This is a genomic window from Dyella choica (assembly GCF_003977665.1).
Taxonomy (GTDB): domain Bacteria; phylum Pseudomonadota; class Gammaproteobacteria; order Xanthomonadales; family Rhodanobacteraceae; genus Dyella_B; species Dyella_B choica.
Genome location: NZ_RYYV01000006.1, coordinates 144,529 through 167,881, shown reverse-complemented (window position 1 = coordinate 167,881; position 23,353 = coordinate 144,529). Strand labels below are relative to the sequence as shown.

The following is a 23,353-nucleotide window of genomic DNA, read 5'->3' as shown; positions in this document are numbered from 1 at the left end:
ATCGAGCGACTCCGTGGCATCTACGCGGAATTAGGAGTGAAAACGGCCGCCCCCGATTCATTGGGGTGATGGTGACGAATCGGGGACGGCTACCGGAACTGAATTAGACCCCGCGGGATGACACGGCGGCTTCCAGTTCCGCCACGCGTTTTTCGAGTGCCTCGACCCTGGCGCGGGTACGCGCCAAAACCTGGGTCTGGACATCGAATTCCTCGCGGGTAACCAGCTCGAGATGGCGCAGTCCCTGCGCCAGAATATCGCGGAAATTGGCGCGCAAATCCTTATGCGCGTCCACCATCCCTGGCGGAACCAACGAAACTAGTCGCAGGGCAATCTGATCGATATCCTGCCCGCCCATCATGGTCGGCACCTCGAACTCGTCGGGGAGTAGTTTAAGAAGAAGGGGAAAAGCCGCGCCATCAGTGTGCTCCGTCAAAGCTTGTAGGCATTTTCCTACAAAGGAGGACGAGGTGCCTTCGTCGGGGCAGAATGGCTATGCTCCGCACCCCGTAACCGGGCTCGTCCGGGCCTACCGAGGAAGAATTCCATGAAATTGGTGGTAGCTGTCATCAAACCGTTCAAGCTGGACGATGTCCGGGAAGCGCTCGCCGAAGTAGGCGTGCAGGGCATCACTGTGACCGAGGTCAAAGGTTTCGGCCGTCAAAAGGGCCACACCGAGCTTTACCGCGGCGCCGAGTACGTGGTCGATTTCCTACCCAAGATCAAGCTGGAAGTGGCGGTGGACGACGACCAGCTCGAACGAGTGGTGGAGGCCATCACGCAGTCGGCCCGCACCGGCAAGATCGGCGACGGCAAGATCTTCGTCAGCAACCTGGAACAGGTGGTCCGCATCCGCACGGGCGAACTGGACCACGACGCTCTCTAGGGATCGTCTGAAAAAATCCGTCCTGGCTCATTTCAGACGCGTCACGCACGGCGCATGTCCGCACGCGACTACCACGAATCAATCACTTACATGCTTGATTCGCGGGCGGTGCAGCCCTGCACCGCGGAAACTCTGAACTTATTCATTGTTTCCCTTAGGGACCCTCTGTGATCAGGCCGATTCGCGCAACTCCGGCCGGCTACGCACGATGCGCTGGTGGTGGATCAGCAGCCCTGCGTAGTAGCAGACGTAATAGCCCACGACCAGGCCGAAGGTGAGCAAGGTCAGCGGACTCTGGCCGATGCCGGGGCCGTGGATGGGCGGCGTGGCGCCGGTCGGGTCCTGCATCGCGGGCCCTAGCATGGCCAAGCGCCATGCCAGCCGTGCCAGCAACAGGGCGGTGATGAGGGCGCCGATGTAGGGATTGGGCACATAGCAGTCGCCTTTCACCGGGTGCACCTCGAAGCGGCTGAGGCGAAGCCCGAGCAGGCCCAGGGCGGAACCAGCCAGGACTCCGCCACTCAAGCCGCCCAGCAGCCGCAGGTCGTGCCTGGCGGCAAGCGCGATGAGACCGGCGATGACGGCGAAGAACGCGATGCGCAGGATCATCCGGTTGCGCTGGATCGGCTGCGGGCCGAACTGCCTGCGCACTCGCCGCCATACCGCAAAGGCGATCACCGGGATCAGGACCAGCGGCATGCTGAAGTGAGGTTCCATGATGTCTGCCCCTAGGAAGTCACGAACAGATTAGCAACGCACCGTATGACCGGCGATTGACCGCCGCCATCGGCCTTGCCGGCGGAGTCTTGCTTACTTGGCCTTGCCCTGGTTGGCCACGGCGGCCATCTTGGCGGCGATCGCGTCCGCATCGCCCAGGTAGTAGTGGCGCAGCGGCTTGAGCTGTTCGTCGAATTCGTAGACCAGCGGCACGCCGTTGGGAATATTCAACTCGACGATGTCCTCGTCGGAAATATGGTCCAGATACTTCACCAGCGCGCGGATCGAATTGCCGTGTGCCACCAGCAGCACGCGCTGGCCGCTGCGAATGGCCGGTGCCAGCACTTCATCCCAATACGGCATGACACGGGCGACGGTGTCCTTCAGGCACTCGGTTTCCGGAATCAGCCTCGGATCGAGCCCGGCGTAGCGCGGGTCCTCAAACGAAGGGTTTTCCGAGCGTGGCAGCGGCGGCGGCGGAATGTCATAGCTGCGGCGCCAGACCTTTACCTGATCCTCGCCGTACTTGGCCGCGGTTTCGGCCTTGTTCAGACCGGTAAGACCGCCATAGTGGCGCTCGTTGAGCCGCCAGTCGGTTAGCACCGGTATCCACATCAGGTCCATGGCGTCCTGCACGTGCCACAGCGTGCGTACCGCGCGCTTGAGCACCGAGGTGTGCGCCACGTCGAAGTGATAGCCGGCCTGCAGCAGCAGTTCACCCGACTCGCGCGCCTCGGCGGCGCCCTGCTCGGTGATGTCCACATCGGCCCAGCCGCTGAAGCGGTTTTCGAGGTTCCATAGGGATTGGCCGTGACGGATCAGGACGAGCTTGTGCATGGTGTGGATTCGAATGAAGCGAAGGCAAGAAAGGGAATGGTGCAGGCGGTGCCTGGCCGCGTCAATTCCCGGCCATGGCGGAAGTCACGCTAAACCCTCGGGCGGGAGCAGGCATCCTATGCCCATCCACCAAGGAGGTTCATCATGCGCTTCACTACGTTGGCCCTGGCCCTGCTTCTCCCCCTGACCGCGGCAGCCCAGGACATCAGCAAGGTCAATGGTTCGGTTTCAGTCGATGCGGGCCAGCGCGCCGGGGACGTACACAGCGTCAACGGCTCGGTGAACATCGGTGACAGCGCGACGGTGCAGGAAGCCAGCACCGTGAACGGCTCCGTGCATCTGGGCGCCAAGGCGCAAGCGAGCAGCCTGCATACCGTCAACGGCGCCGAGACCCTCGCGCAGGGCGCCCAGGTACGTGGCGATGCAAGCAGCACGAATGGAAGCATTACCCTGGCTCCAGCTGCGGATGTGACCGGCAACGTGTCCAACGTCAATGGCGCGATCCGGCTCGACCATGCCCACATCGGTGGCGGCGTCGAAACGACCAGCGGCGATATCGACATAGGCGAAGGCTCGCGCGTGGACGGCGGCATCATCGTCAACGAGCAGCATGGCTGGGGCTTCTCCAGCCGCCCGCCACGCGTTGTCATCGGCCCGCACGCCGTCGTGCGCGGCACGCTGGATTTTCGCCGCGAGGTGGTCCTTGAGGTCAGCGAAAGCGCGCAGATAGGCCCGGTGAAGGGCGCCACGCCGAAGCGTTTCAGTGGCGCCCAACCGTCGGAGTGAATTTCACACCCACTCGCGCGGCTTGAGGTATTGCGCAAGCCGCGCTTCGGCGGAACCTTCCAGCGGCTGGTAGGCATATTCGAAGCGCACGCGGGGCGGCAGGCTCATCAGGATCGATTCGGTACGGCCGCCGGACTGCAGCCCGAACAGCGTGCCGCGATCGTAGACTAGGTTGAATTCCACGTAGCGGCCGCGCCGATAGAGCTGGAATTCGCGTTCGCGTTCGCCGTAAGGCAGTTCCTTGCGGCGTTCGACTATCGGCAGATAGGCATCCAAAAACCCCTGCCCCACCGCCTGCATGAACGCGAAGCAGCGTTCGAAGCCGCCCTCGTTGAGATCGTCGTAGAACAAGCCGCCGACGCCACGCGTTTCGGCGCGATGCTTGAGATAGAAATACTCGTCGCACCATTTTTTGTAGCGCGGATAGACATCCGCGCCGAACGGTTCGCACACGGCATGGGCAATGGCATGCCAATGTCGCACGTCTTCATCGAACGGATAGAACGGCGTGAGATCAAAGCCGCCACCGAACCACCACGCCGGCTCCTCGCCTTCCTTTTGTGCTTCGAAATAGCGCACGTTGGCATGCGTGGTGGGTACGTAAGGATTGCGTGGATGCAAGACCAGCGACACGCCGGTGGCGATAAAGCCGCCACCGGACAGTTCCGGCCGATGCGCGGTCGCGCTGGGGGGCAGCTTGTCCCCGTGGACGAGGGAGAAGTTCACGCCGGCCTGCTCGAACACGGCGCCCTCGCGCAACACGCGAGTGCGTCCGCCGCCGCCTTCCGGGCGGGCCCATGCGTCCTCCACGAAGCGGGCCTGGCCATCGGCCTGTTCGACCGTTTCGCAAATTCGGTCCTGCAGCTCGCGCAGGAAAGCTTCGACGCGTTCGACTTGCTCGCTTTTCATCCGTCCATCCGTTCCACAGCGTGATCGCCAAGCTTAACAAGAGCGCTTTCACTGGAACCTTAAGGACCCTGTGATCTGTTCCTATGCACCCGGCATGACGTCCTGTATGCGCCTCTGGCGGAGCGTAGGAATAGATCAGAGGGTCCTTAGCTGCGTCAATGAACGCCAGCTGCCCCGGCCGGGCAAGCCATCTAGGCAAGCCCCTGGCCGCTGGCTAGGCTCACGACATGCGTGTGACATCCCTTCCGTTGGCGGTCACAGCCTATACCGCCACTTCCGCACTGGGCCTCGGCCTGAACGCCCACCTTGACGCCTTATGCCAGCAACGCAGCGGCCTGCGCCCCAACGACTTCAGCAGCATGCCGCTGCCTTGCTGGATCGGGCGCGTCGACGGCGTGGAAGACGTCGCATTGCCGGCCGCCCAGGCCCAATGGGATTGCCGCAACAATCGCCTGGCCTGGCTGGGTTTGCGCCAGGATGATTTCCTGGACCACGTGCATGCCGCCCGGGAACGTTATGGAGCGATGCGCGTGGCCTTGCTGCTGGGCACCTCCACCGCGAGTATCGGCGCTACCGAGGAAGGCTACCGGCGTCTCGAAGCCGGACGCTTGCCCGCCGACCTGCGGCGCAGGGACATTCATACGCCGCATTCGCTTACCGCCTTCGTAGCCGCCGGGCTGGGTATCGGCGGCCCCTGCCTGACCGTTTCCACCGCCTGCTCTTCCAGTGCAAAAGTCTTTGCCAGCGCGGAGCGGCTGATCCGCCTGGGGCTGGTCGATGCAGCCGTCGTGGGTGGGGTCGACTCGCTCTGCGACAGCACGCTGTTCGGCTTCAACGCGCTGGAACTCGTGTCGCCGCAACCCTGCCGTCCGTTCGATGCGGCAAGACGTGGCATATCGATCGGGGAAGCCGCCGGCTTCGCCCTGTTGGAACGCGCCCACGCCCAGCCCCAGGCACCGCTGCAACTGCTCGGTTGCGGCGAGTCGAGCGATGCGCATCACATGTCCACGCCGGACCCGTCGGGTGTCGGCGCCGAGCTGGCCTTGCGCGACATGTTCGATCGCGCCGGCATCGACGCATCCCGGGTGAGCTACATCAACCTGCACGGCACCGCGAGCCAGAAGAACGATGCCATGGAAGCCGCGCTGGTCGCACGCCTGTTTCCCGCCGCCACGCGCGTCAGCTCGACCAAAGGACTTACAGGCCACACCCTGGGCGCTGCGGGGATCGTTGAAGCGGTGATCACTCTGCTGGCATTGCGTGAGGGCTTCGTCCCCGGCAACGCAGGCGTCATCGAGCCTGATCCGCTGTGCTCCGCCCACTTCGCCTGGCGCAATGAAACACGGCCTTTGCAGGTGGCGCTCAGCCATTCGTTCGGTTTCGGCGGGAGCAATGCCTGCCTCGCCTTCGCGCGCGCAAGGCAAGCCGCATGAATGCGCTGCATGTCCAGGTGAAAGGCATCGGCCTATGCTCGCCGCATCTGGCTGACTTCCATGCATTGCGTGGCCTGCTCGCCGGCGAATTGCCCGCCGTGGCAACGACGCGTGCGCATGCTTCGGCCTTGTCACCGAATGAACGGCGGCGCGCTCCGCAAAGCGTGCTTGTCGCGATCGAAGCGGCTTCACAAGCCGTTGCCATGAGCGGGTACGCCGCCAGCGGCCTGGCCTGCGTGTTTGCCTCGGCCTATGGCGACCAGGCCACCACGGATTACATGTGCAACTTGCTCGCACGCGCGCCCACCGAGCTTTCACCCACACGCTTCCACAATTCCGTGCATAACGCGGCGGCAGGCTATTGGACCATCGCCACCGATTGCCGCGCATCTTCCAGCGCCACCTGCGCAGGCAACGCGAGTTTCGGCGCCGGCTTGCTGGAAGCTGCCGTGCTCGCTTGCGCCGACCACCGGCCGGTGCTGCTGGTCTGCAGCGATGATGCCGGCGTCGGTCCGCTTGGCGAGCTGATCGGGAGCACGCAGTTCTTCGGCTGCGCGCTGGTGCTGTCGCCAGGTACGGACACCGGGATTCAACTGCGTCTTGCCGTAACGGCATCGGCGCCCAGACACCCTCCACTGCCGGCCGACTGCCTGGCATGGATGCACAGCAATCCAGCCGCGGCAGCTCTACCACTGCTGGCGATGTTGGCGACGGGCGCGGGTGACTGCGTGCTGGGCGCTACGCAGTTGCTGGGATTGCATGCACAGGTGGAGACGAAGGCGTGAACAGTGCATTGCGTTGGTGCGTACTGATTCCCTGCCTCAACGAGGAGAAGGCGATCGGTTCGGTGGTGAAATCGACCCTGCGGCTGGGCGTGCCGGTCATCGTCATCGACGACGGCTCCGACGATCGCACGCCGGAGATCGTCAGTGCATTGCCCGTTACGCTGCTGCGCCACCGTCACCGACAAGGCAAGGGCGAAGCGTTGCGCAGCGGCTTTCGTGAAGCGCTGCGGCAAGGTTTTGACGCTGTGGTAACGATGGATGGCGATGGCCAGCACCTAGCCGAGGACATCCCGCGCCTGGTCGACGTGGGCAAGCGCTTCCCCGATCACATCGTGATTGGTGCGCGCCTGTTGCAACGTGAGCAGCAGCCGAAGGCGCGCCGCCGCGCGAACGCCTTTGCGGATTGGGGTATTTCGTGGGCGTGCGCGCAGCCGGTGGCCGATACGCAAAGCGGGCAACGCTGGTATCCGCGCAACGCCCTGGATCTGGTTGAGCTGGATGCACAGAACTTCGTCTTTGAAGCCGCGGTTTTGATTGCAGCCTCGCGCCAAAAGGGGCTGGGTATCGTCTCGGTGCCGATCGCTTCGCGCTACGAAGGCTCGTTTCGCCTGAGTCATTTCAAGCCGGTGCGCGACTTCATGCGGATTACCCTGTATACCGTCGGACAGGTGTTCCACTACGGACAAATCCGCGCGAGCTACAGCCGCTCGAGAACCGGGCCGTTGATCGTTGACGACAAGTATTCGCACCGCACGACGTAGGTTTGCACCCCAGCCAACTAAACCGCAGCGGCATGCATCGCGGTCACTCGTCCTGATGCGAGCAGCCGGCCTTGCTGCCAGACCTCGAACAGGTACTGTGCACCACGCTCGTCAGCCAGGAGTCGATGTGCATGGATGTCCATGCGCCCGCCCGATAAATCGACGTATTCGACCATCAGTCGCAGGTCACGCAGGCTGACCAGCCGGCCCTCACGCCCGCCCGTTTCACCGAGCAACGCGCCGTGCACAGCCATAGCCTGTGCGCCGTATTCGGCCAGATGCACGGCGTGCAAACCGGCAGGACTGCGCAGCGGATGTTCCTCCGGCGTATGCCGTTCGGCCACCGCATGTATGACGGACGCGTCCCACTCCACCACAGCGTCGATCAAGGCCATGGCGCCGGCATGGGGAATCCGTGCCGCCCAAGCTGCTTGCGTCAGCATGCTCATGCCTCGCGCAAGGCACGTGCATGGACAGCAGACGCCGGCGCACTGTCCTGTTGCCAGAAATCGTAGAAATTGAACCAGTTGTACGGCTCAAGGCGCGCATAGTGCTCCAGGCGCTGCGCGTAGTGGCGCAAGATCTCGTCCAGCACCTGGTGACGGGCCGCGCGCGGAATGTCCACGCGCTCACTGAAAAGCTCGAAGCTCAGTGCGTAGCGGCGGCCGCCGCGATACAGGCCAAAACACAGCATTACCGGCACCTGCAACGTACTGGCCAGCAACCACGGACCGATCGGAAACGGCGCCGGCTCGCCCAGGAAGTCCACGCGCCGCAGCGTTTCGTGGGCGCGGCCACGATCGGCGAGCAGGGCCACCATGCCGCCGGCGCGGCAGGTTTCAGCCATCGCCAACGTAACGGCCGCACCACCCTGCGAAATGTCGATGACCGCCGCACCGACTTCGGGCGCCAGGGCTTCCAGCAGTTCGGTAATGACCGGGGTTTTCTGCTTGTCCAGCAATACACGCAGCGGCGCGTCGGGACAACGTGCCGCCAACGCGCGCAGCGCCTCGAAACTGCCCTGATGCGTACCGACCAGCAGCACTCCGCGTCCTTGCCCAAGGTAATGCTGAAGCTGCTCCAGCCCGGTCACCTCGAATTCGAAATCGCGTTCGCCATGCGCCAGCAGATAGATGCGGTCGAGCATCGTGGTGGCAAAATAGTGAATGTGCTTGAACACCTGCAGGAGGCTCGCGCGGCGACCGAACAGGCGCGTCAGATACGCGCGCGAAGCACGTCGCTCGGAACCGCGGCGCAGAAAGTAGTACAGGCTGATCAGATAGAGGAACCGGCGCATGAAACCATGGCCGAAACGCAGGGTCGCCGCCACCAATACGCCAAGCCAGAAGCGATTGCCGCCTTCGCGCTGGTCCTGCCAATGACCGCTCATGCGGCCCCCTCGATCACGCCCCGAGCCAATACCTGGCCTGCACGGCGCAATTCGAATCGCAGCTGTCCGGAGCGCTCCGTCAACTCAAGGTCGGCCGCCTCACCAGGATTGAGCGGCGCGAGGAATTTCGCTTCGCGGACACCCGCAAGACGCTGCTGGCGCCATTCGCGCAGGGCCTGCGCCACACGTTCGAGCAGGACCACACCGGGCACCAGCGGATGACCAGGGAAGTGCCCGGCAAGGCAGGGGTGCTCCGGCGCAATGCAAAGCGTCGTTCGATAGCTGATTTGGCTGGAAGTAGGCAGGTCCACGTGTGCAACGCTGGGACAGAGACCGTGCCGATGATGCACGGCCCGAATGTCGGGCAGCTTAATGCAGCTTCAAGCTGTACGCTCGCGTTCAATATGGGTTGAGAGCGCACGCAGGCTGCTGAAGATGCGCTGGTTGTCTGGATGGTCCGAGCGCAGTTGCATGCCGTAGCGCTTGGAGACGGCCAGGGCGATTTCCAGGGCATCGATGGAATCCAGCCCCAGCTCGCCGCCGAACAGCGGGGCTTCGGGATCGATCGCCGCAGGATCGGTCGCTTCGAGATTGAGCGCTTCCACGATCAGGGTGGCCAGTTCGTGTTCGGCAGCGGTCTGCGTGGACATGCGTGGTTTCGATGCTCCGGGGGCACGCCCCGGGGAAGGGAGATGGCCGGCCAGTGTAACATAGGGGTCTTTCGCTCCCGGCCGCCGCTTCCAGGCTTGGTTCAGGCAAGCGAAACCGTCAGGCCCGGCTCGACCTGCCGCGAACGGCCAACGAAACTCGACGGCCAGCGGTTCAAAGGGCGTAGCTTGGGCCTTCCTTCGTCATGTGCCGCGAGGGCAGCCACGCCTGCAATTCCCGCTCAAATTCGGCCCCGCGCCTGGATCGGCCATATATCTACCAGCGTGTCATCGTCGACCACATGGTAATAACCATGCAAATTGACCGTTGGATCGCAATGCGAGGTGATGAACTCGATGTGATCGCCCAGCTTCGGGCGATGCGGCGCATCGACGATCAGCTTGCCATGCTCGTCGCCGAAGAATTCATAACGCGATGCTCCCTGGAGGCCATACGCCACTTCAGGCGTGCCGCTGTCCGTGGCCAGGCTCTTGAGGCCGGCATCGACGGTGACCCACTCGCCAGCGTTGACGCTGACCACCATGCCCTGCACGAATAGCGCGGTTTCGAACGGTGCCGGATGCGCGGCATCGCTCAATGCGCGCAAATAATCCCAATCCATGAACAGATAGGAGCCCGGCTGCATCTCCGTGAAGACGCCGGCGGCCGCATCGAAAGCGTGGGTGCCAGTGCCGACACCGGTAACGATTTCAAGCGGCATGCCGGCCGCTTCGATCGCCGCGACAAGGGCCTTCACTTCCTCGCACAGGTTGGCTGCAGCGTGCGCCCGTTGCTGTTGATCATGGATGTGCTGCAGATGCCCGCCATAAGCTTGCAGGCCTTGCAACAGCAGCGTATCGCTGCCGCTGATCTGTTGCGCCAATGCAACCGCTGCCGCTGCGTCGGCAACGCCGGTGCGGTGAAGACCGGCGTGATAATCGACCAGCACCGGCAACCGGTAGCCCAGGGTGCTGGCGAGCACGGCAAGCTCTTCGACGTTGCGTGGATGATCAGCGACGACCATCAGTTGTCCAGGACTGACTTTGCAGCCCAATTCGATCAGTCGGCGCAACTTGTTGGCGCCCACCACCGGCGAAGTGATCAGTACACCCGGCATCCCGGCTTCGACCATCACCTCGGCTTCGCCGAGCGTTGCACAAGAAATGCCGAGCGCACCGGCTTGGGCTTGCAGGCGGGCGATCTCGATCGATTTATGGCTCTTGGCGTGCGGCCGAAGACCGATGCCATGGCGACCGGCCAGCGCGGCCATGCGCGCGATATTGCGTTGCAGGGCGGGCAGGTCCAGCACCAGGGCGGGAGTGTCGAGTCGATACCGGCTGCCGCGTATGCCGATCAGCGTAGTGTTTGGGTTCATTGATGTAGTAGCTAAAAGGCAAAAGATGACTTGCGTAGGATACGTGCATGAATGTCAAGTTCGCCGCTTGCGATATTCCATCGTAGCCGTGCGCCTTTCCAAGACGATACCATCCACCGGCGTGGCGTGGGCTTGCGCAACAGTCCTTATTGAGAAAGCAAATCGGGTAATAGAAGTGGCACCGCGGCATTGACATTGTTTGCCGTAAATCCGACTTCGACTGGAATATTTAAGCGCCCATTATTATTGAATACGGGACTTTCCTGTAAGGGTATGGATACTGTCTGGATATGGTGGGCCAGTGGAATGCCACCTTGGATATGCTCAGTTTCCACCCTGTCCTCTATGGTTGTTATGCTACCCACCACACTCGCACCTATTTGGGCAAGGCGTACCGTATACCTTACCCTGAATGGCACGATGACATTATCTTGTCCAGGAACACTGTTTCTTGCCCGAATTCCCCCCAACAGACGGAACTGGAATTCGTCTTGAACGGAACGATCCCCTAATTCAAGCAGTGGCGTCGCATAGCTTTCTCCTTGCGTCAACGCGGGCGCCCTGGGAATAGGGATTGTTCGACCATCAACCCGGTAGCCGGTTATCTGAACACTCGTGAAGAGAGCAGGAGGCAATCTGGCAATCGTCAGGGGTATTATAACCTTGATAGGTACGGCAAAAACGCTTCCAGAAAACAGAGCCATAAACAAGATGATGAATATTCTTTATATCCAATCATTTCAACATCACTCCTTGTATTTTGAATTGTCGCGGAGACTACACCTCATGATGAGCCATAAATGTCTTTATACCTTCAATTTAAGATGAATCAAATTTTCAATGCAAGATCAATATATTTCAATTCATTGCAAAGCCGATATGCGGCAGGGTGTATCGGCCGAGTGCTGATGGGACTCGAAGGTTTGCGCTTGGAGCAGCACCACGGATGCTCGTGGTGATGCATTGAAGGCTCCCCTGCACGCACCTGATTAGCACCATGTCTCAGCTGGCGTGTATTTGCTCCCTCCCCTACGTGTAGTAGGGGAGGGTTGGGGTGGGGTGAAGCAACCTCGCGGTAAGCTCAAACTCTGCAGCAAGCTCGTGCAACCCTACCCTAGCCCTCTCCGCATGCAGGGGAGGGGTCCGCCTATCGTGCAGCTGAGACTCGACGCTAATCAGGTGCGCGCAGAAAAGTGCTGAAGGATCCGCCGTCGCGGCGCACATGGGAAAAGCATATGGACGTGTCCGGCTTTGAAAAGAAGCGCGGAAAGTCGGGGCTTGGTGCCGCCCCAAACGCCTAAAGACCCCGGTTGCCGGCTTCCGCTGGGACAACCATTCGGAATAGGCACGGACGCTCAATTGCCATGGCGTCACACCGTCTACTTCTGCTTTTCGGGGCGCTTCCATCCGGACAACGTCGTCTGACGCCCACGCGCCACAGTGAGTTCGCCGGCAGGCGCGTCCTTGGTGATCACCGAGCCGGCGCCGATAGTGGCCTGCGCGCCGACCGTCACCGGCGCAACGAGCGCGCTGTTGGAACCGATGAACGCACCATCCTCGATCGTAGTGACGAACTTGTTCACGCCGTCGTAGTTGCAGGTGATGGTGCCCGCGCCGACATTGACGTGGCGTCCGATCACCGTATCACCGAGATAGGTGAGGTGATTGGCCTTGCTGCCCTCGCCGAGGCGCGCCTTCTTCGCCTCCACGAAATTGCCGATATGCACGCCCGCCGCCAGCTCGGTGCCGGGGCGCAGGCGCGCAAAGGGGCCGATCAGGCAAGGTCCATGTGTAACGACGCCTTCGATATCGCAATGCGCATGCACGATGGTGCCGGCAGCGAGCTGCACATCCTTGAGGCGCGAAAAGGGTCCGATGCGCACGTCTTCGCCCAGTTGCACGTTGCCTTCCAATATCACGTCGATGTCGATTTCCACATCGCGCGCCGCGCTGACGCTGCCACGTACATCCACGCGCCGGGGATCGGCCACGCGCACACCCTCCGCCATCAACGCCTGCACGGCGCGCAGCCTGTAGGCATCCTCCAATTCGGAGAGCTGCCACGGGTTGTTGGCTCCGGCGGCCTCCACCGCGTCCTTGCACTCGATGCACTGTGCCGCGCGATGTTCCTCGGCGGCCATGCGGAAGATGTCGGTGAGGTAGTACTCGCCTTGGGCATTGTTGCGGCCGAGCTTGCCGATCCATGGCCTGAGCAGGGCAACCTCGGCGCAGACAATGCCGGTATTGATCAGGTCGATAGCCCGCTGCGCCTTATCGGCGTCTTTTTCCTCGATCACCTCCTGGACAAAACCAAGGTCATCGCACAGTACACGACCATACCCATGGGGATCGGCCACGCGCGTAGCCAACATCGACAAGGCGCTTTCGGTTTGTACGAGACGTTGCAAAGTTTCAACACGCGTAAGCGGTACATCGCCGTAGAGCACGAGTACACGCGCATCGTCCGGCACTTTGGCCAAGGCCTGCCCAACCGCATGGCCGGTGCCGAGCTGTTCGGCCTGCAAGGTCCACTGCAGATCCGGCTGGCCATCGAACGCAGCTAGCACCTGATCACCATGGAAACCGTAAACCACATGAATGGCCGCGGGACGTAAGGCGCGTGCCGTTTCAAAAACGTGCGCCAGCAGCGGGCGCCCCGCCAACGGCATCAGCACCTTGGCTTTCTTCGACTTCATGCGCTTGCCTTCGCCGGCGGCGAGGACGATGACATGCAGGGAGGGCTGGCTCATAAGGGGTCGCTGCCTGGATGACGATGGGCACTAAGAATACCTGCTGACGCGCATGCACTTTGAGGCGCCCGAGTGTCAAAGCGGTGCGCAAACCAATACGCCGACGCGGAGCCTGCTCGACGGGCAGGCATCAAAGCAGCGTGCAAACAAAAACGCCGGCACTGGGCCGGCGTCATGCTGAATGTCAACGCGTTCAGTGCTTGAGGTTCTTGCGCAGGCGTTCCAGCGCCTGCAGCTGGGCCAGCGCCTGGGTGAGCTTGGCCTGCGCCTCGGCCACGTCGATCGTGCCGGTGCGGTTGGCCAGGGCATCCTCGGCTTCCTGCTTGGCGCGCTTGGCGGCGGCTTCGTCCAGGTCAGCGGCACGTGCGGCGGTGTCGGCCAGCACGGTGACCACCTGCGGCTGCACTTCAAGGATGCCGCCGGAGACATAGAACTGCTGGCGCTCGCCACCTTCCAGCACCACGTCGATGTGGCCGGGCTTGAGGCGGGTGATCAGCGGGGCATGGCGGGGCGTGATGCCCAGCTCGCCCAGCTCGCCGGTGGCGACCACCATCACCGCGTCGCCATGAAAGATCTCGGCTTCGGCACTGACGATATCGCAACGAATAGTGCTCATAACTGTCTCGCTTCGCCCGGCGGACCAGGCGGAAAGGATTTATCGGCTTGGCAGGAACCCGCCCTGGCGAGCTCCTGCGAGGGCCTGGATCAGGCAGCCTTCTTGGCGCCCATGTCCTCGGCCTTCTTGATGGCCTCGTCGATGCCGCCGACCATGTAGAACGCCTGCTCGGGGATATGGTCCACCTCGCCTTCCACGATCATCTTGAAGCCGCGGATGGTTTCCTTCAGCGTCACGTACTTGCCGGGCGCACCGGTGAACACTTCGGCCACGTGGAACGGCTGCGAGAAGAAACGCTCGCACTTGCGCGCGCGGTACACCACCTGCTTGTCTTCCTCGGACAGTTCGTCCATGCCGAGAATCGCGATGATGTCCTTCAGTTCCTTGTAGCGCTGCAGGGTGCCCTGCACCTTGCGGGCCACTTCGTAGTGTTCGGCGCCGACCACGTTCGGATCCAGCTGGCGGCTGGTGGAGTCCAGCGGATCCACCGCCGGGTAGATGCCCAGCGAAGCGATCTGGCGGCTCAGCGTGACGGTGGAGTCCAAGTGCGCGAAGGTGGTCGCCGGCGACGGGTCGGTCAGGTCGTCCGCCGGCACGTACACGGCCTGGATCGAGGTGATCGAACCGGTCTTGGTGGAGGTGATGCGCTCCTGCAGAACACCCATTTCCTCGGCCAGGGTCGGCTGGTAGCCCACCGCCGACGGCATACGGCCGAGCAGCGCGGAAACTTCGGTGCCGGCCAAGGTGTAGCGGTAGATGTTGTCCACGAAGAACAGCACGTCGCGGCCCTTGCCGTGCTCGTCCTTCTCGTCGCGGAAGTATTCGGCCATGGTCAGGCCGGTCAGCGCGACGCGCAGACGGTTGCCCGGCGGCTCGTTCATCTGGCCGTACACCATCGCCACTTTCGATTCCGGCAGGTTGTCCAGCTTCACCACGCCGGCGTCCTGCATCTCGTGATAGAAGTCGTTGCCTTCGCGGGTGCGCTCACCCACGCCGGCGAACACCGACAGACCCGAGTGCTGGGTGGCGATGTTGTTGATCAGTTCGAGCATGTTCACCGTCTTGCCCACGCCGGCGCCGCCGAACAGGCCGACCTTGCCGCCCTTGGCGAACGGGCACACCAGGTCGATCACCTTGATGCCGGTTTCCAGCAGCTCGTTGGCCAGCGCCTGCTCGTCATAGGACGGGGCTTCGCGGTGGATTTCCCAATGCGCTTCGGCGTTGATCGGACCGACTTCGTCGATCGGGCTGCCGAGCACGTCCATGATGCGGCCGAGGGTGGCCTTGCCGACCGGCACCTTGATGCCTGCGCCGGTGTTGCGGGCAACCAGGCCGCGCTTCAGGCCGTCGGTGGAACCGAGGGCGATCGTACGCACCACGCCGTCGCCGAGCACCTGCTGGACTTCCAGCGTGATCTGCGTGCCGTCGATCTTCAGTGCGTCATACACCTGCGGCACCTGATCGCGTGCGAACTCGACGTCGATGACCGCGCCGATGATCTGTACAACTTTGCCCTGGCTCATGGAATGTGCTCCGGATAGATCTTTAAAGTATTCGTTCGAGGCGCCGCCAAGCGTCGCCATGCATGATTCAAATCAAACCGCCGCGGCGCCGCCGACGATCTCGGAAATTTCCTGCGTGATCGCGGCCTGGCGCGCCTTGTTGTAGCTCAGCGTCAGCTCGGCGATGACCTTGCTGGCGTTGTCGGACGCGGACTTCATCGCCACCATGCGCGCGGCATGTTCGCTGGCGAGGTTTTCCAGCACTCCCTGGTACACCACGCACTCGATGTAGCGGCCCAGCACATGCTCGAGCACGGCAGCCGCGTCGGGTTCGTAGATGTAGTCCCAGTCATGCGACTGTTCCAGCGTGACGCCCGCGATGTTCTGCGCTTCCAGTTCGGCGGCGACCGCCGGCAGCGGCAGCAGCGCATCCATCGTCGGCTTCTGGGTCATGGTGTTGACGAAGTCGTTGTAGGCCAGGTAGACGCGATCCAGCTTGCCTTCCGTGTACGCATCCAGCACGACCTTGATCACGCCGATCAACTGCTCCAGCTTCGGACGCTCGCCCAGATGGGTCGTGCTGCCGATCAGGTTCACGCCCTTGAGGCGGCGGAAGAACTGCACCGCCTTCTGGCCGATCGCCACCACGTCGACCTGCACGCCCTTGTCCTGCCATTCGCGAATGGCAGGCAGCAGGCGACGGAACAGGTTGGAGTTGAGGCCGCCGCAAAGACCACGGTCGGTGGTCACGACTACATACGCCACACGGGCGACTTCCGCACGCTCGACCAGGAACGGATGCTTGAACTCGGTGCTCGCCTGCGCCACATGCGCAATCACCTTGCGCATGGCGCGCGCATAGGGACGCGAGGCCTTCATCAGGTCCTGCGCTTTGCGAATCTTGGAGGCCGAGACCATTTCGAGCGCGCGCGTCACCTTGCGCATGTTCTGCGTGCTCTTGATCTTGGTTTTAATTTCGCGTCCGCTTGCCACGTTTGCCTCAACCTGTTGGGTCCTATTCGGTCGGTTGACCGACCTGCGGTGCAGTCATCCAGCACGGACGACTGCACACCCTTGCATTGCTTACCAGCTGCCGGTCTTCTTGAACTCGTCGAGACCGGACTTGAAGGTCCCCTCGATGTCGTTGTTCCAGTCACCGCTGGCGACGATCTTCTTCATCAGTTCGCCGTGGTTCTGGTGGAAGAAGGCGTGCAGGCCCTTCTCGAACGCCAGCACCTTGCCGACCGGCAGCTCGTCCAGGTAGCCCTTTTCGGCGGCATACACGGACAGGGCCAGCTCGGCGATGGAGAGCGGGGCGTACTGCTTCTGTTTCATCAGTTCGGTGACGCGCTGGCCGCGGTCGAGCTGGGCGCGGGTGGCCGGGTCGAGGTCCGAAGCGAACTGCGCGAAGGCAGCTAGCTCACGGTACTGCGCCAGGGCCAGCTTCACGCCGCCGGAGAGCTTCTTGACGATCTTGGTCTGCGCCGAGCCACCCACGCGCGACACCGAGATACCGGCGTTCACGGCCGGACGGATACCGGCGTTGAAGAGGTCCGTTTCCAGGAAGATCTGGCCGTCGGTGATCGAGATCACGTTGGTCGGCACGAAGGCGGACACGTCGCCAGCCTGCGTTTCGATGATCGGAAGTGCGGTCAGCGAACCGGTCTTGCCCTTCACTTCGCCGTTGGTGAACTTCTCTACGTACTCCTCGGACACGCGCGCGGCGCGCTCGAGCAGACGCGAGTGCAGGTAGAACACGTCGCCCGGATACGCTTCGCGACCCGGAGGACGCTTCAGCAGCAGCGAGATCTGGCGGTAGGCCACGGCCTGCTTGGACAGGTCGTCGTAAATGATCAGGGCGTCTTCGCCGCGGTCACGGAAGTATTCGCCCATCGCGCAACCGGCGTACGGTGCGATGTACTGCAGCGCGGCGGATTCGGAAGCCGAAGCGACCACGACGATGGTGTTGGCCAACGCGCCGTTCTCTTCCAGCTTGCGCACCACGTTGGCGATCGACGAGCGCTTCTGGCCGATCGCGACGTAAACGCACTTAATGCCGGAATCTTTCTGGTTGATGATCGCGTCGATGGCCAGCGCGGTCTTGCCGGTCTGGCGGTCGCCGATGATCAGCTCGCGCTGGCCGCGGCCGATCGGGATCATCGAGTCGACCGACTTGTAGCCGGTCTGCACCGGCTGGTCGACCGACTTACGCCACACCACGCCCGGCGCCACTTTCTCGATCGGCGAGCTGAGCTTGGCGCTGATCGGACCCTTGCCGTCGATCGGGTTGCCGAGCGAGTCGACCACGCGGCCGAGCATTTCCGGGCCGACCGGCACTTCGAGGATGCGGCCAGTGGTCTTGGCGGTGTCGCCTTCACGCAGGTGCTGGTATTCACCCAGCACCACGGCGCCGACGGAGTCGCGCTCGAGGTTCAGCGCCAGCGCAAACGCGTTGCCCGGCAGTTCGATCATTTCGCCCTGCATCACGTCGGCCAGGCCGTGGATGCGCACGATGCCGTCGGACACGCTGATGATCGTGCCCTCGTTGCGGGCTTCCGCGCCGAGCTTGAACTGCTCGATGCGGTTCTTGATCAGTTCGCTGATCTCGGACGGATTGAGAGTGGTGCTGGACATGGTCAGATCCTGAATGTGTATGCTTAATTCGTGAGTGCCGAAGCCAGGCGCTGCAACCTACCGCGGGCGGAGCCGTCGATCACTTCGCTGCCGGTGTCGATCACCACGCCGCCCAGCAGCGAAGCATCGACCTGGGTTTCCAGTTCGATCTCGCGCTTGAAGCGGCGCTTGAGCGATGCCTTGAGCTGCTCGGTCTGCGCGACATCCAGGGCCATCGCGCTGGTCACTTTCACCAGCAGCTGCGACTCGGATTCACGCTTGTAGGTTTCGTACAGCGCGGCCACTTCCGGCAGCAGCGGCATGCGGCGCTTTTCCGCCAGCTCCGCCAGGAACTTGCCGAAGGCGCCATCCGCCTGCGAGCCATTGGGCAGATGCAACGCCACGAGTTGCTGCGGCTGTACGCGCGGATCATTGCTTAGCGCGGCCACACGTGCGTCCTTCGCCACTTCAGCGGCGAAAGCCAGCGCCTGCGACCAGGAAGAAAGCGTGCCCTCGGCCCGCGACAGCTCGAAGGCGGCGCGGGCGTAGGGACGGGCGAGGGTAATCGACTGGGCCGCCATCGATCAGATCTCGGTGGCGAGCTGGTCGAGCAGCGCCTTGTGCGCCGCCGCGTCGATTTCACGCTGCACGATCTTCGAAGCGCCCTGCACCGCCAGCGAACCAACGCGCTCGCGCAGCTCTTCGCGTGCACGCTGCGCCATCGAGGCGATGTCGTCCTGCGCGGCCGCTTTCAGGCGGTTGATCTCCGCCACGGCATCGGCGCGCGCCTTGTCCAGAATCTGGTTGGCCTGCTGCTGCGCACGGTCGATGATCTCGGTCGCCTGCTGGCGAGCCTGCTTCACCTCGGCGGCGGCCTTGTTATCGGCCTCACGCAATTCGGCATGCGCGCGCTCGGCGGCATTGAGGCCTTCGGCGATCTTCAGCTGCCGCTCCTCGATGGCCTTGGTCAGATGCGGCCACACGAATCGCACACAGAACAAGATCAAAAAGGCGAAGGCAATCATTTCGCCAATTAGAGTGGCATTGAAGTCCATCGCTGCGTTACCTGTACGTCGGATTATTGCGGACACGGGCGCCTGGCGCCCGTGTCGGGTTGGCGGCGCCGAAGCGCCGCCGGTGGATTAGCCGCCAGCAACCAGCTTCGACAGCAGCGGGTTCGCCACCGCGAAGTACATGGCCAGCGCCACGCCGATCAGGAACGCCGCGTCGATCAGACCGGCCAACAGGAACATGCGGCCCTGCAGCAGCGGGACCAGCTCAGGCTGGCGAGCAGCGGCTTCGAGGAACTTCGAGCCCATGATGCCGATGCCGATACAAGCGCCCAGCGCGCCGAAACCGATGATCAAGCCGAGAGCGATAGCGGTGAAGCCCTGGACCTGAGCAATGTGAGCAACTAGTTCCACGATGATCTCCTCAAGAAAAAGAAAGCAGTAGTTCTAACAAGTGAACAAAATCAATGATGATCGTGAGCCATCGAGATGTACACGATGGTGAGCACCATGAAGATGAAGGCCTGGATCGAAATGATCAGGATATGAAAGATGGCCCAGACGGTGTAGCCGATGATGCCCATGCCGTAGAGCAACCAGCTGCCAGCGCTGAACAAGCCGGCGATGAGCATGAACACCAACTCACCTGCATACATATTGCCGAACAGTCGCATGGCCAGGCTGACCGGCTTGGACGCCAGCTCGACCAGGTTCAGCGCGAAGTTGAAAGGCGCGAACCATTTGCCGAACGGCGCCGTAAACAGTTCGTGCATGTAGCCGCCGAAACCCTTGGCCTTGAAGCTGTAGAAGATCACCAGGATCAGCACCGTGAGGGACATCGCAAACGTCATGTTGACGTCCGCGGTCGGCACGGAGCGGAAATGGCCGACACCGAACTTTTCCGTGATCACCGGCAGCAGATCCACCGGCAGCAAGTCCATGGCGTTCATCAGGAACACCCAGACGAAAACGGTCAGAGCCAGCGGACCCAGGAAGCGGCGGTCGCCGTGGAACACGTCCTTGACCTGGCCGTCCACGAACTCGAGCACGATTTCGACGAACGCCTGCCCCTTGCTCGGCACGCCGGAGGTGGCCTTGCGCGCCTTGGACCAGAACCACAGGCAGAAGATGACGCCCAGCGCCAGTGATACCGACACGGAATCGAGATGGAATGACCAAAAACCACTTGGACTGACCCGGAAGTTCAGGTGCGTCAAATGGTGCTGGATGTATTCGGTAAGACCGCCCTGCGGCTCGCTTGCCATCTCTCAACCCTTAAATCTGAATGCCAGCAGATTAACCGCGTACGCTGCCGCCAGCCCCGTAATGGCAGCCAGCGGCGGCAATTTCCATTGAAACATGATCATGATCATCCCCCCGATGATCATCATCCATTTCAGGATCATGCCCGTCAGCAGACGTCCCAGCGCCATACCGGCGCCGCCCACCTGGCTGAATGCCCTCACCGACAGCAGCGCAGTACCTGCCGCCGCGATCGCCGCCCCAGCCGCTGCCGCTATCGCCTCGCGACGCCCTAGCGCCGCGAAAGCGAGACCCACGATGATTGCCGCGGATAGTTGCCAGAGCAACAATCGCAAAGCAAGACGTCGACCGGAAGCAAGACTGTTGAGCACGTGAGATTCCCGCGGTGTAGCGTGTAGCAGGGTATCAAACCCGCCACGGGTCACGAACCTATCTAAAAAAGTATATCAGCGAGGCTTTTGCGCCAGCAAGCCGCATCCCGTGCGACACGCCGTCTCGGGGGGATTTTCGGACAAGAAAAAGGCCGGATGCTTACATCCGGCCCAAGGGCCTATCGCAAGGGGAGTTGCGATAGGCGAAAGAGCTTGAATTACTTGGCAGCGGCGGCGGCCTTCTTGATGGCAGCGACCGGAGCGGCCACGGCCTCGTTGGCGGCCTTCTGCTGTTCCTGCAGCAGCGCATTGAGCGACTCGGCGGTCTTCTGGGCCACGGCGACCACTTCCTTGGTGACGGAAACCGCGCCTTCAGCCTGCTCGCGGGTCAGCGAGGCGCCCTTTTCCCACAGGCCACGCAGAGCGTCGATGTCACGCACTTCCACCGCCTGGGCAATGAAATCAGCCGTCGCCTGGGTCTGCTTTTCCAGCGCGGCGAGCTGCAGCTCGGCTACCTGCTCCAGGCCCTTGATGGTCAGGGCGTGGGCCTTGAACGCATTCTCGGCCAGCTGCTTGGCGTAAGCGAAAACCTGGGTGTTCAGTTGCTGAGTCATGACTTGGTTCCCTCGCGGCGGGAATGGGATAGTGGAACAAAGCCTAACAGAGCTTTTTGTGCGCTGCAATATGATTCTTGTTAAAAAATGTGACTGTCACAAAAATTTCAACTACGGCAACTGTTTAGTTATGGATTTGTGAATTTTGCACCGCGTCAAAAACTGTTGCGGGAGCAGCTGGCGCCCGAAGTACAGGTTTCGTGCACCACCACTTTGTCCAGTCCCGGCAGGCTGGGCTCCAGGCGCGTCCAGATCCAGCGCGCCAGCCTTTCGCTGGTCGGATTCTCCAGGCCCTCGATGTCGTTCAGGTAACGGTGGTCGAGCTGGTCGTAGAGCGGGGCAAAGGCCGCCTTGACGTCGGCGAAATCCATCACCCAGCCGAGCTTGGGATCGGGTTCACCATGCAGATGGATTTCAACGCGGAAGGAATGCCCGTGCAGGCGCGCACACTTATGCCCCTCGGGCACGTTCGGCAGGCGATGGGCGGCTTCGATCTGGAAAACTTTGAAGATATGCATGGCGCCATTTTACTCGTCTGCGGCACGCCCGTAGGCTGGGATGCCAATCCCAGCATTGCCATGCATGTCACCTGCGCGATGCTGGGATTGACATCCCAGCCTACGATCGCCATCCCAGCCTGCCCGACTAGATCTCGCCGTTGCGCGCAATCGACCGCCAGCTATGCCCCGGATCGAGCAGACGCTGCTGGCTAGCCGGCCCTTCGGAACCGGCCGCGTAGAAATCCGGCGCACCCTCTTGCCAAGCATCGAGCACCGGCATCAACAGTTTCCATGCCCATTCCACTTCGTCGAAACGCAGGAAGTGCGTGCGGTCGCCACTGATCGCATCGGTCAGCAACTGCTCGTACGCGGAAAATTCGCGGTCGTCCGAGCTGGCGTAAGGCGCGGTGAGCACCACCGGCCGGCCGGCCAGCTCAAGGCCCGGCCGCTTCGCCGTCACCAGCAGATCCATCTGCTCGGTCGGCCGGATGCGGAAGATCATCCAGTTGTTGCCCGCATGCACCGCCTTGGGCAAGGCCCCAGGCACTTCGCGGAATTGCACGGCGATTTCCGAATAATTGGTCGCCAGCCGCTTGCCGCTACGCAGGTAGAACGGCACGCCACGCCAGCGCCAGTTGTCGATCTCCAGGCGCAGCGCTGCAAACGTTTCGGTACGGGAACCCCGCGCGATGCCGGGTTCGCTGCGATAGCCGGGAAGCTGCTTGCGCCCGATCCGGCCGGCCCGGTACTGCCCTCGCACCGCATGCGTATCCACGTTGGCCGGCGTGATCGGCAGCGTCGAGCGGAGCACTTCCACCTTGTGGTTGCGCAAGACCTCCGGATCCCATTCCGCCAGCGGCGCCATCGCGGTAAGGCTGAACAGCTGCATCAAGTGGTTCTGCAGCATGTCGCGCAACGCGCCGGCCTTGTCGTAGTACGCCGCGCGCTTTTCGACGCCGAGCGTTTCGGCATAGGTGATCTGCACCTGGGCGATGTGCTGCGCGTTCCAGATCGGCTCGATGAAGCGATTGGCGAAGCGGAACACCATCAGGTTCTGCGTGGTTTCCTTGCCGAGGAAGTGATCGATGCGCAGGATCTGCTCTTCCTCCCAGTGCGTGTGCATGGCCTGGCGCAGGGCCTGCGCGGAAGCCAGGTCGGTGCCGAACGGCTTTTCCACGATCAGCCGGCGCCAGCCGCCCCTCGGCGCCTTGGCGAATCCGGCCTGACCTAGCGCCGCGGCCGCCGTGCCGAACAACGGCGGCGGCAGCGCGAGATAAAACAGTGTGCCGGGGCTCAATTTATCCTTCAGCGCCGACAGGTGTTCGGGATGCAGCTCGCCGCCCACGTAATCGAGTTGGCGGCGGAAGCGGTTCCAGTGCGCCGGCGTGTAGTCCGGCGCAAAGGATTGCAGCGCTTTGTGGATATGCCGCTCGAAGCGCTCGCGGCTCCACGATTCCATCGCGTAGCCCACGATGCGCAATTCGCGCGTCAGACCCAGCGCATGCAGGCGAAACAGCGCCGGCATCAGCAACCGCTGGGTCAGATCTCCGCTTGCGCCCAGGATCACCAGCGTAGTGGTGGCCATGG

Annotated in this window: 28 protein-coding genes; 5 read left to right on the top strand and 23 right to left on the bottom strand. The window is 62.5% G+C overall.

The genetic code is table 11. The annotated features are described in order from the left end of the window. Positions 1-103 precede the first annotated feature (103 nt). Positions 104-361 (bottom strand): accessory factor UbiK family protein, encoded by a 258-nt coding sequence (locus EKH80_RS10050; RefSeq protein WP_126684757.1) that lies wholly within the window; start codon positions 359-361, stop codon positions 104-106. A 186-nt stretch (positions 362-547) separates the two neighbouring features. On the opposite strand from EKH80_RS10050, the gene glnK reads away from it, so the two are divergent. Further along, a complete protein-coding gene (glnK, locus tag EKH80_RS10045; RefSeq protein ID WP_126684614.1) occupies positions 548-886 on the top strand; it encodes a P-II family nitrogen regulator in 339 nt (112 codons plus the stop codon). Between the two features lie 171 nt (positions 887-1,057). Here glnK and EKH80_RS10040 read toward each other — a convergent pair whose 3' ends face one another. Next, positions 1,058-1,603, bottom strand: a complete 546-nt coding sequence (locus tag EKH80_RS10040; RefSeq protein WP_126684613.1) for a CcdC protein domain-containing protein — start codon at positions 1,601-1,603, stop codon at positions 1,058-1,060. Between the two features lie 93 nt (positions 1,604-1,696). After that, entirely contained in the window at positions 1,697-2,440 is a 744-nt protein-coding gene (gene gpmA / locus EKH80_RS10035) for a 2,3-diphosphoglycerate-dependent phosphoglycerate mutase (protein ID WP_126684612.1), read from the bottom strand. Positions 2,441-2,584: 144 nt separating this feature from the next. Here gpmA and EKH80_RS10030 point away from each other — a divergent pair, with 144 nt between their 5' ends. Next, a complete protein-coding gene (locus EKH80_RS10030; RefSeq protein WP_126684611.1) occupies positions 2,585-3,226 on the top strand; it encodes a DUF4097 family beta strand repeat-containing protein in 642 nt (213 codons plus the stop codon). A gap of 3 nt (positions 3,227-3,229) precedes the next feature. Here EKH80_RS10030 and hemF read toward each other — a convergent pair whose 3' ends face one another. Beyond that, positions 3,230-4,135, bottom strand: coding sequence for an oxygen-dependent coproporphyrinogen oxidase (hemF, locus tag EKH80_RS10025; RefSeq protein ID WP_126684610.1), 906 nt, complete (start codon positions 4,133-4,135; stop codon positions 3,230-3,232). A gap of 227 nt (positions 4,136-4,362) precedes the next feature. Here hemF and EKH80_RS10020 point away from each other — a divergent pair, with 227 nt between their 5' ends. The 3 genes from EKH80_RS10020 to EKH80_RS10010 are packed head-to-tail and all read left to right on the top strand — an operon-like array spanning position 4,363 to position 7,114. Then, on the top strand, positions 4,363-5,568 hold the full coding sequence (locus EKH80_RS10020) for a beta-ketoacyl-[acyl-carrier-protein] synthase family protein (RefSeq protein WP_126684609.1): 1,206 nt from the start codon (positions 4,363-4,365) through the stop codon (positions 5,566-5,568). Then, positions 5,565-6,353: a beta-ketoacyl synthase chain length factor gene (locus EKH80_RS10015; RefSeq protein ID WP_126684608.1), complete on the top strand. Its 789-nt coding sequence runs from the start codon at positions 5,565-5,567 to the stop codon at positions 6,351-6,353. Before EKH80_RS10020 ends, EKH80_RS10015 begins: the two co-directional genes overlap by 4 nt. Beyond that, positions 6,350-7,114 carry a glycosyltransferase family 2 protein gene (locus tag EKH80_RS10010; RefSeq protein ID WP_126684607.1) on the top strand — a complete coding sequence of 255 codons (765 nt, stop codon included), beginning with the start codon at positions 6,350-6,352 and terminating at the stop codon, positions 7,112-7,114. The genes EKH80_RS10015 and EKH80_RS10010 overlap by 4 nt, the downstream gene beginning before the upstream one ends. Positions 7,115-7,131: 17 nt before the next feature. Here EKH80_RS10010 and EKH80_RS10005 read toward each other — a convergent pair whose 3' ends face one another. The 19 genes from EKH80_RS10005 to zwf all read right to left on the bottom strand — a co-directional run bounded on the left by EKH80_RS10005 (position 7,132) and on the right by zwf (position 23,351). Beyond that, a complete protein-coding gene (locus EKH80_RS10005) occupies positions 7,132-7,557 on the bottom strand; it encodes a hotdog family protein (protein ID WP_126684606.1) in 426 nt (141 codons plus the stop codon). A gap of 2 nt (positions 7,558-7,559) precedes the next feature. Next, entirely contained in the window at positions 7,560-8,504 is a 945-nt protein-coding gene (locus EKH80_RS10000) for a lysophospholipid acyltransferase family protein (protein ID WP_126684605.1), read from the bottom strand. Continuing rightward, positions 8,501-8,815 (bottom strand): ApeI family dehydratase, encoded by a 315-nt coding sequence (locus EKH80_RS09995; RefSeq protein WP_230473588.1) that lies wholly within the window; start codon positions 8,813-8,815, stop codon positions 8,501-8,503. Before EKH80_RS09995 ends, EKH80_RS10000 begins: the two co-directional genes overlap by 4 nt. A gap of 69 nt (positions 8,816-8,884) precedes the next feature. Then, positions 8,885-9,154 (bottom strand): phosphopantetheine-binding protein, encoded by a 270-nt coding sequence (locus EKH80_RS09990; RefSeq protein WP_126684604.1) that lies wholly within the window; start codon positions 9,152-9,154, stop codon positions 8,885-8,887. Positions 9,155-9,393: 239 nt separating this feature from the next. Next, positions 9,394-10,527, bottom strand: coding sequence for a DSD1 family PLP-dependent enzyme (locus EKH80_RS09985; protein ID WP_126684603.1), 1,134 nt, complete (start codon positions 10,525-10,527; stop codon positions 9,394-9,396). 146 nt (positions 10,528-10,673) lie between these two features. Beyond that, positions 10,674-11,231 (bottom strand): hypothetical protein, encoded by a 558-nt coding sequence (locus EKH80_RS09980; RefSeq protein WP_126684602.1) that lies wholly within the window; start codon positions 11,229-11,231, stop codon positions 10,674-10,676. 675 nt (positions 11,232-11,906) lie between these two features. Further along, a complete protein-coding gene (gene glmU / locus EKH80_RS09975; RefSeq protein WP_126684601.1) occupies positions 11,907-13,277 on the bottom strand; it encodes a bifunctional UDP-N-acetylglucosamine diphosphorylase/glucosamine-1-phosphate N-acetyltransferase GlmU in 1,371 nt (456 codons plus the stop codon). Positions 13,278-13,470: 193 nt separating this feature from the next. Continuing rightward, on the bottom strand, positions 13,471-13,893 hold the full coding sequence (locus EKH80_RS09970; RefSeq protein WP_126684600.1) for a F0F1 ATP synthase subunit epsilon: 423 nt from the start codon (positions 13,891-13,893) through the stop codon (positions 13,471-13,473). Between the two features lie 89 nt (positions 13,894-13,982). Beyond that, positions 13,983-15,416 (bottom strand): F0F1 ATP synthase subunit beta, encoded by a 1,434-nt coding sequence (gene atpD, locus EKH80_RS09965; protein WP_126684599.1) that lies wholly within the window; start codon positions 15,414-15,416, stop codon positions 13,983-13,985. A gap of 72 nt (positions 15,417-15,488) precedes the next feature. Then, positions 15,489-16,388, bottom strand: coding sequence for a F0F1 ATP synthase subunit gamma (atpG, locus tag EKH80_RS09960; protein ID WP_126684598.1), 900 nt, complete (start codon positions 16,386-16,388; stop codon positions 15,489-15,491). A gap of 90 nt (positions 16,389-16,478) precedes the next feature. Continuing rightward, on the bottom strand, positions 16,479-18,029 hold the full coding sequence (atpA, locus tag EKH80_RS09955) for a F0F1 ATP synthase subunit alpha (RefSeq protein WP_126684597.1): 1,551 nt from the start codon (positions 18,027-18,029) through the stop codon (positions 16,479-16,481). 23 nt (positions 18,030-18,052) lie between these two features. After that, positions 18,053-18,589 (bottom strand): F0F1 ATP synthase subunit delta, encoded by a 537-nt coding sequence (locus EKH80_RS09950; RefSeq protein ID WP_126684596.1) that lies wholly within the window; start codon positions 18,587-18,589, stop codon positions 18,053-18,055. Between the two features lie 3 nt (positions 18,590-18,592). Next, positions 18,593-19,063, bottom strand: a complete 471-nt coding sequence (locus EKH80_RS09945; protein WP_126684595.1) for a F0F1 ATP synthase subunit B — start codon at positions 19,061-19,063, stop codon at positions 18,593-18,595. Positions 19,064-19,150: 87 nt separating this feature from the next. Then, positions 19,151-19,432: a F0F1 ATP synthase subunit C gene (gene atpE, locus EKH80_RS09940; protein WP_126684594.1), complete on the bottom strand. Its 282-nt coding sequence runs from the start codon at positions 19,430-19,432 to the stop codon at positions 19,151-19,153. 50 nt (positions 19,433-19,482) lie between these two features. Beyond that, positions 19,483-20,283, bottom strand: coding sequence for a F0F1 ATP synthase subunit A (gene atpB / locus EKH80_RS09935; RefSeq protein ID WP_126684593.1), 801 nt, complete (start codon positions 20,281-20,283; stop codon positions 19,483-19,485). A gap of 3 nt (positions 20,284-20,286) precedes the next feature. After that, positions 20,287-20,652: a hypothetical protein gene (locus EKH80_RS09930; protein ID WP_126684592.1), complete on the bottom strand. Its 366-nt coding sequence runs from the start codon at positions 20,650-20,652 to the stop codon at positions 20,287-20,289. A 218-nt stretch (positions 20,653-20,870) separates the two neighbouring features. Beyond that, positions 20,871-21,266 (bottom strand): phasin family protein, encoded by a 396-nt coding sequence (locus tag EKH80_RS09925; protein ID WP_126684591.1) that lies wholly within the window; start codon positions 21,264-21,266, stop codon positions 20,871-20,873. Positions 21,267-21,421: 155 nt separating this feature from the next. Further along, complete coding sequence (gene queD, locus EKH80_RS09920; RefSeq protein WP_126684590.1) at positions 21,422-21,784, bottom strand: 6-carboxytetrahydropterin synthase QueD; 363 nt, start codon at positions 21,782-21,784, stop codon at positions 21,422-21,424. A 127-nt stretch (positions 21,785-21,911) separates the two neighbouring features. Further along, positions 21,912-23,351, bottom strand: a complete 1,440-nt coding sequence (zwf, locus tag EKH80_RS09915; protein WP_126684589.1) for a glucose-6-phosphate dehydrogenase — start codon at positions 23,349-23,351, stop codon at positions 21,912-21,914. Positions 23,352-23,353 lie beyond the last annotated feature (2 nt).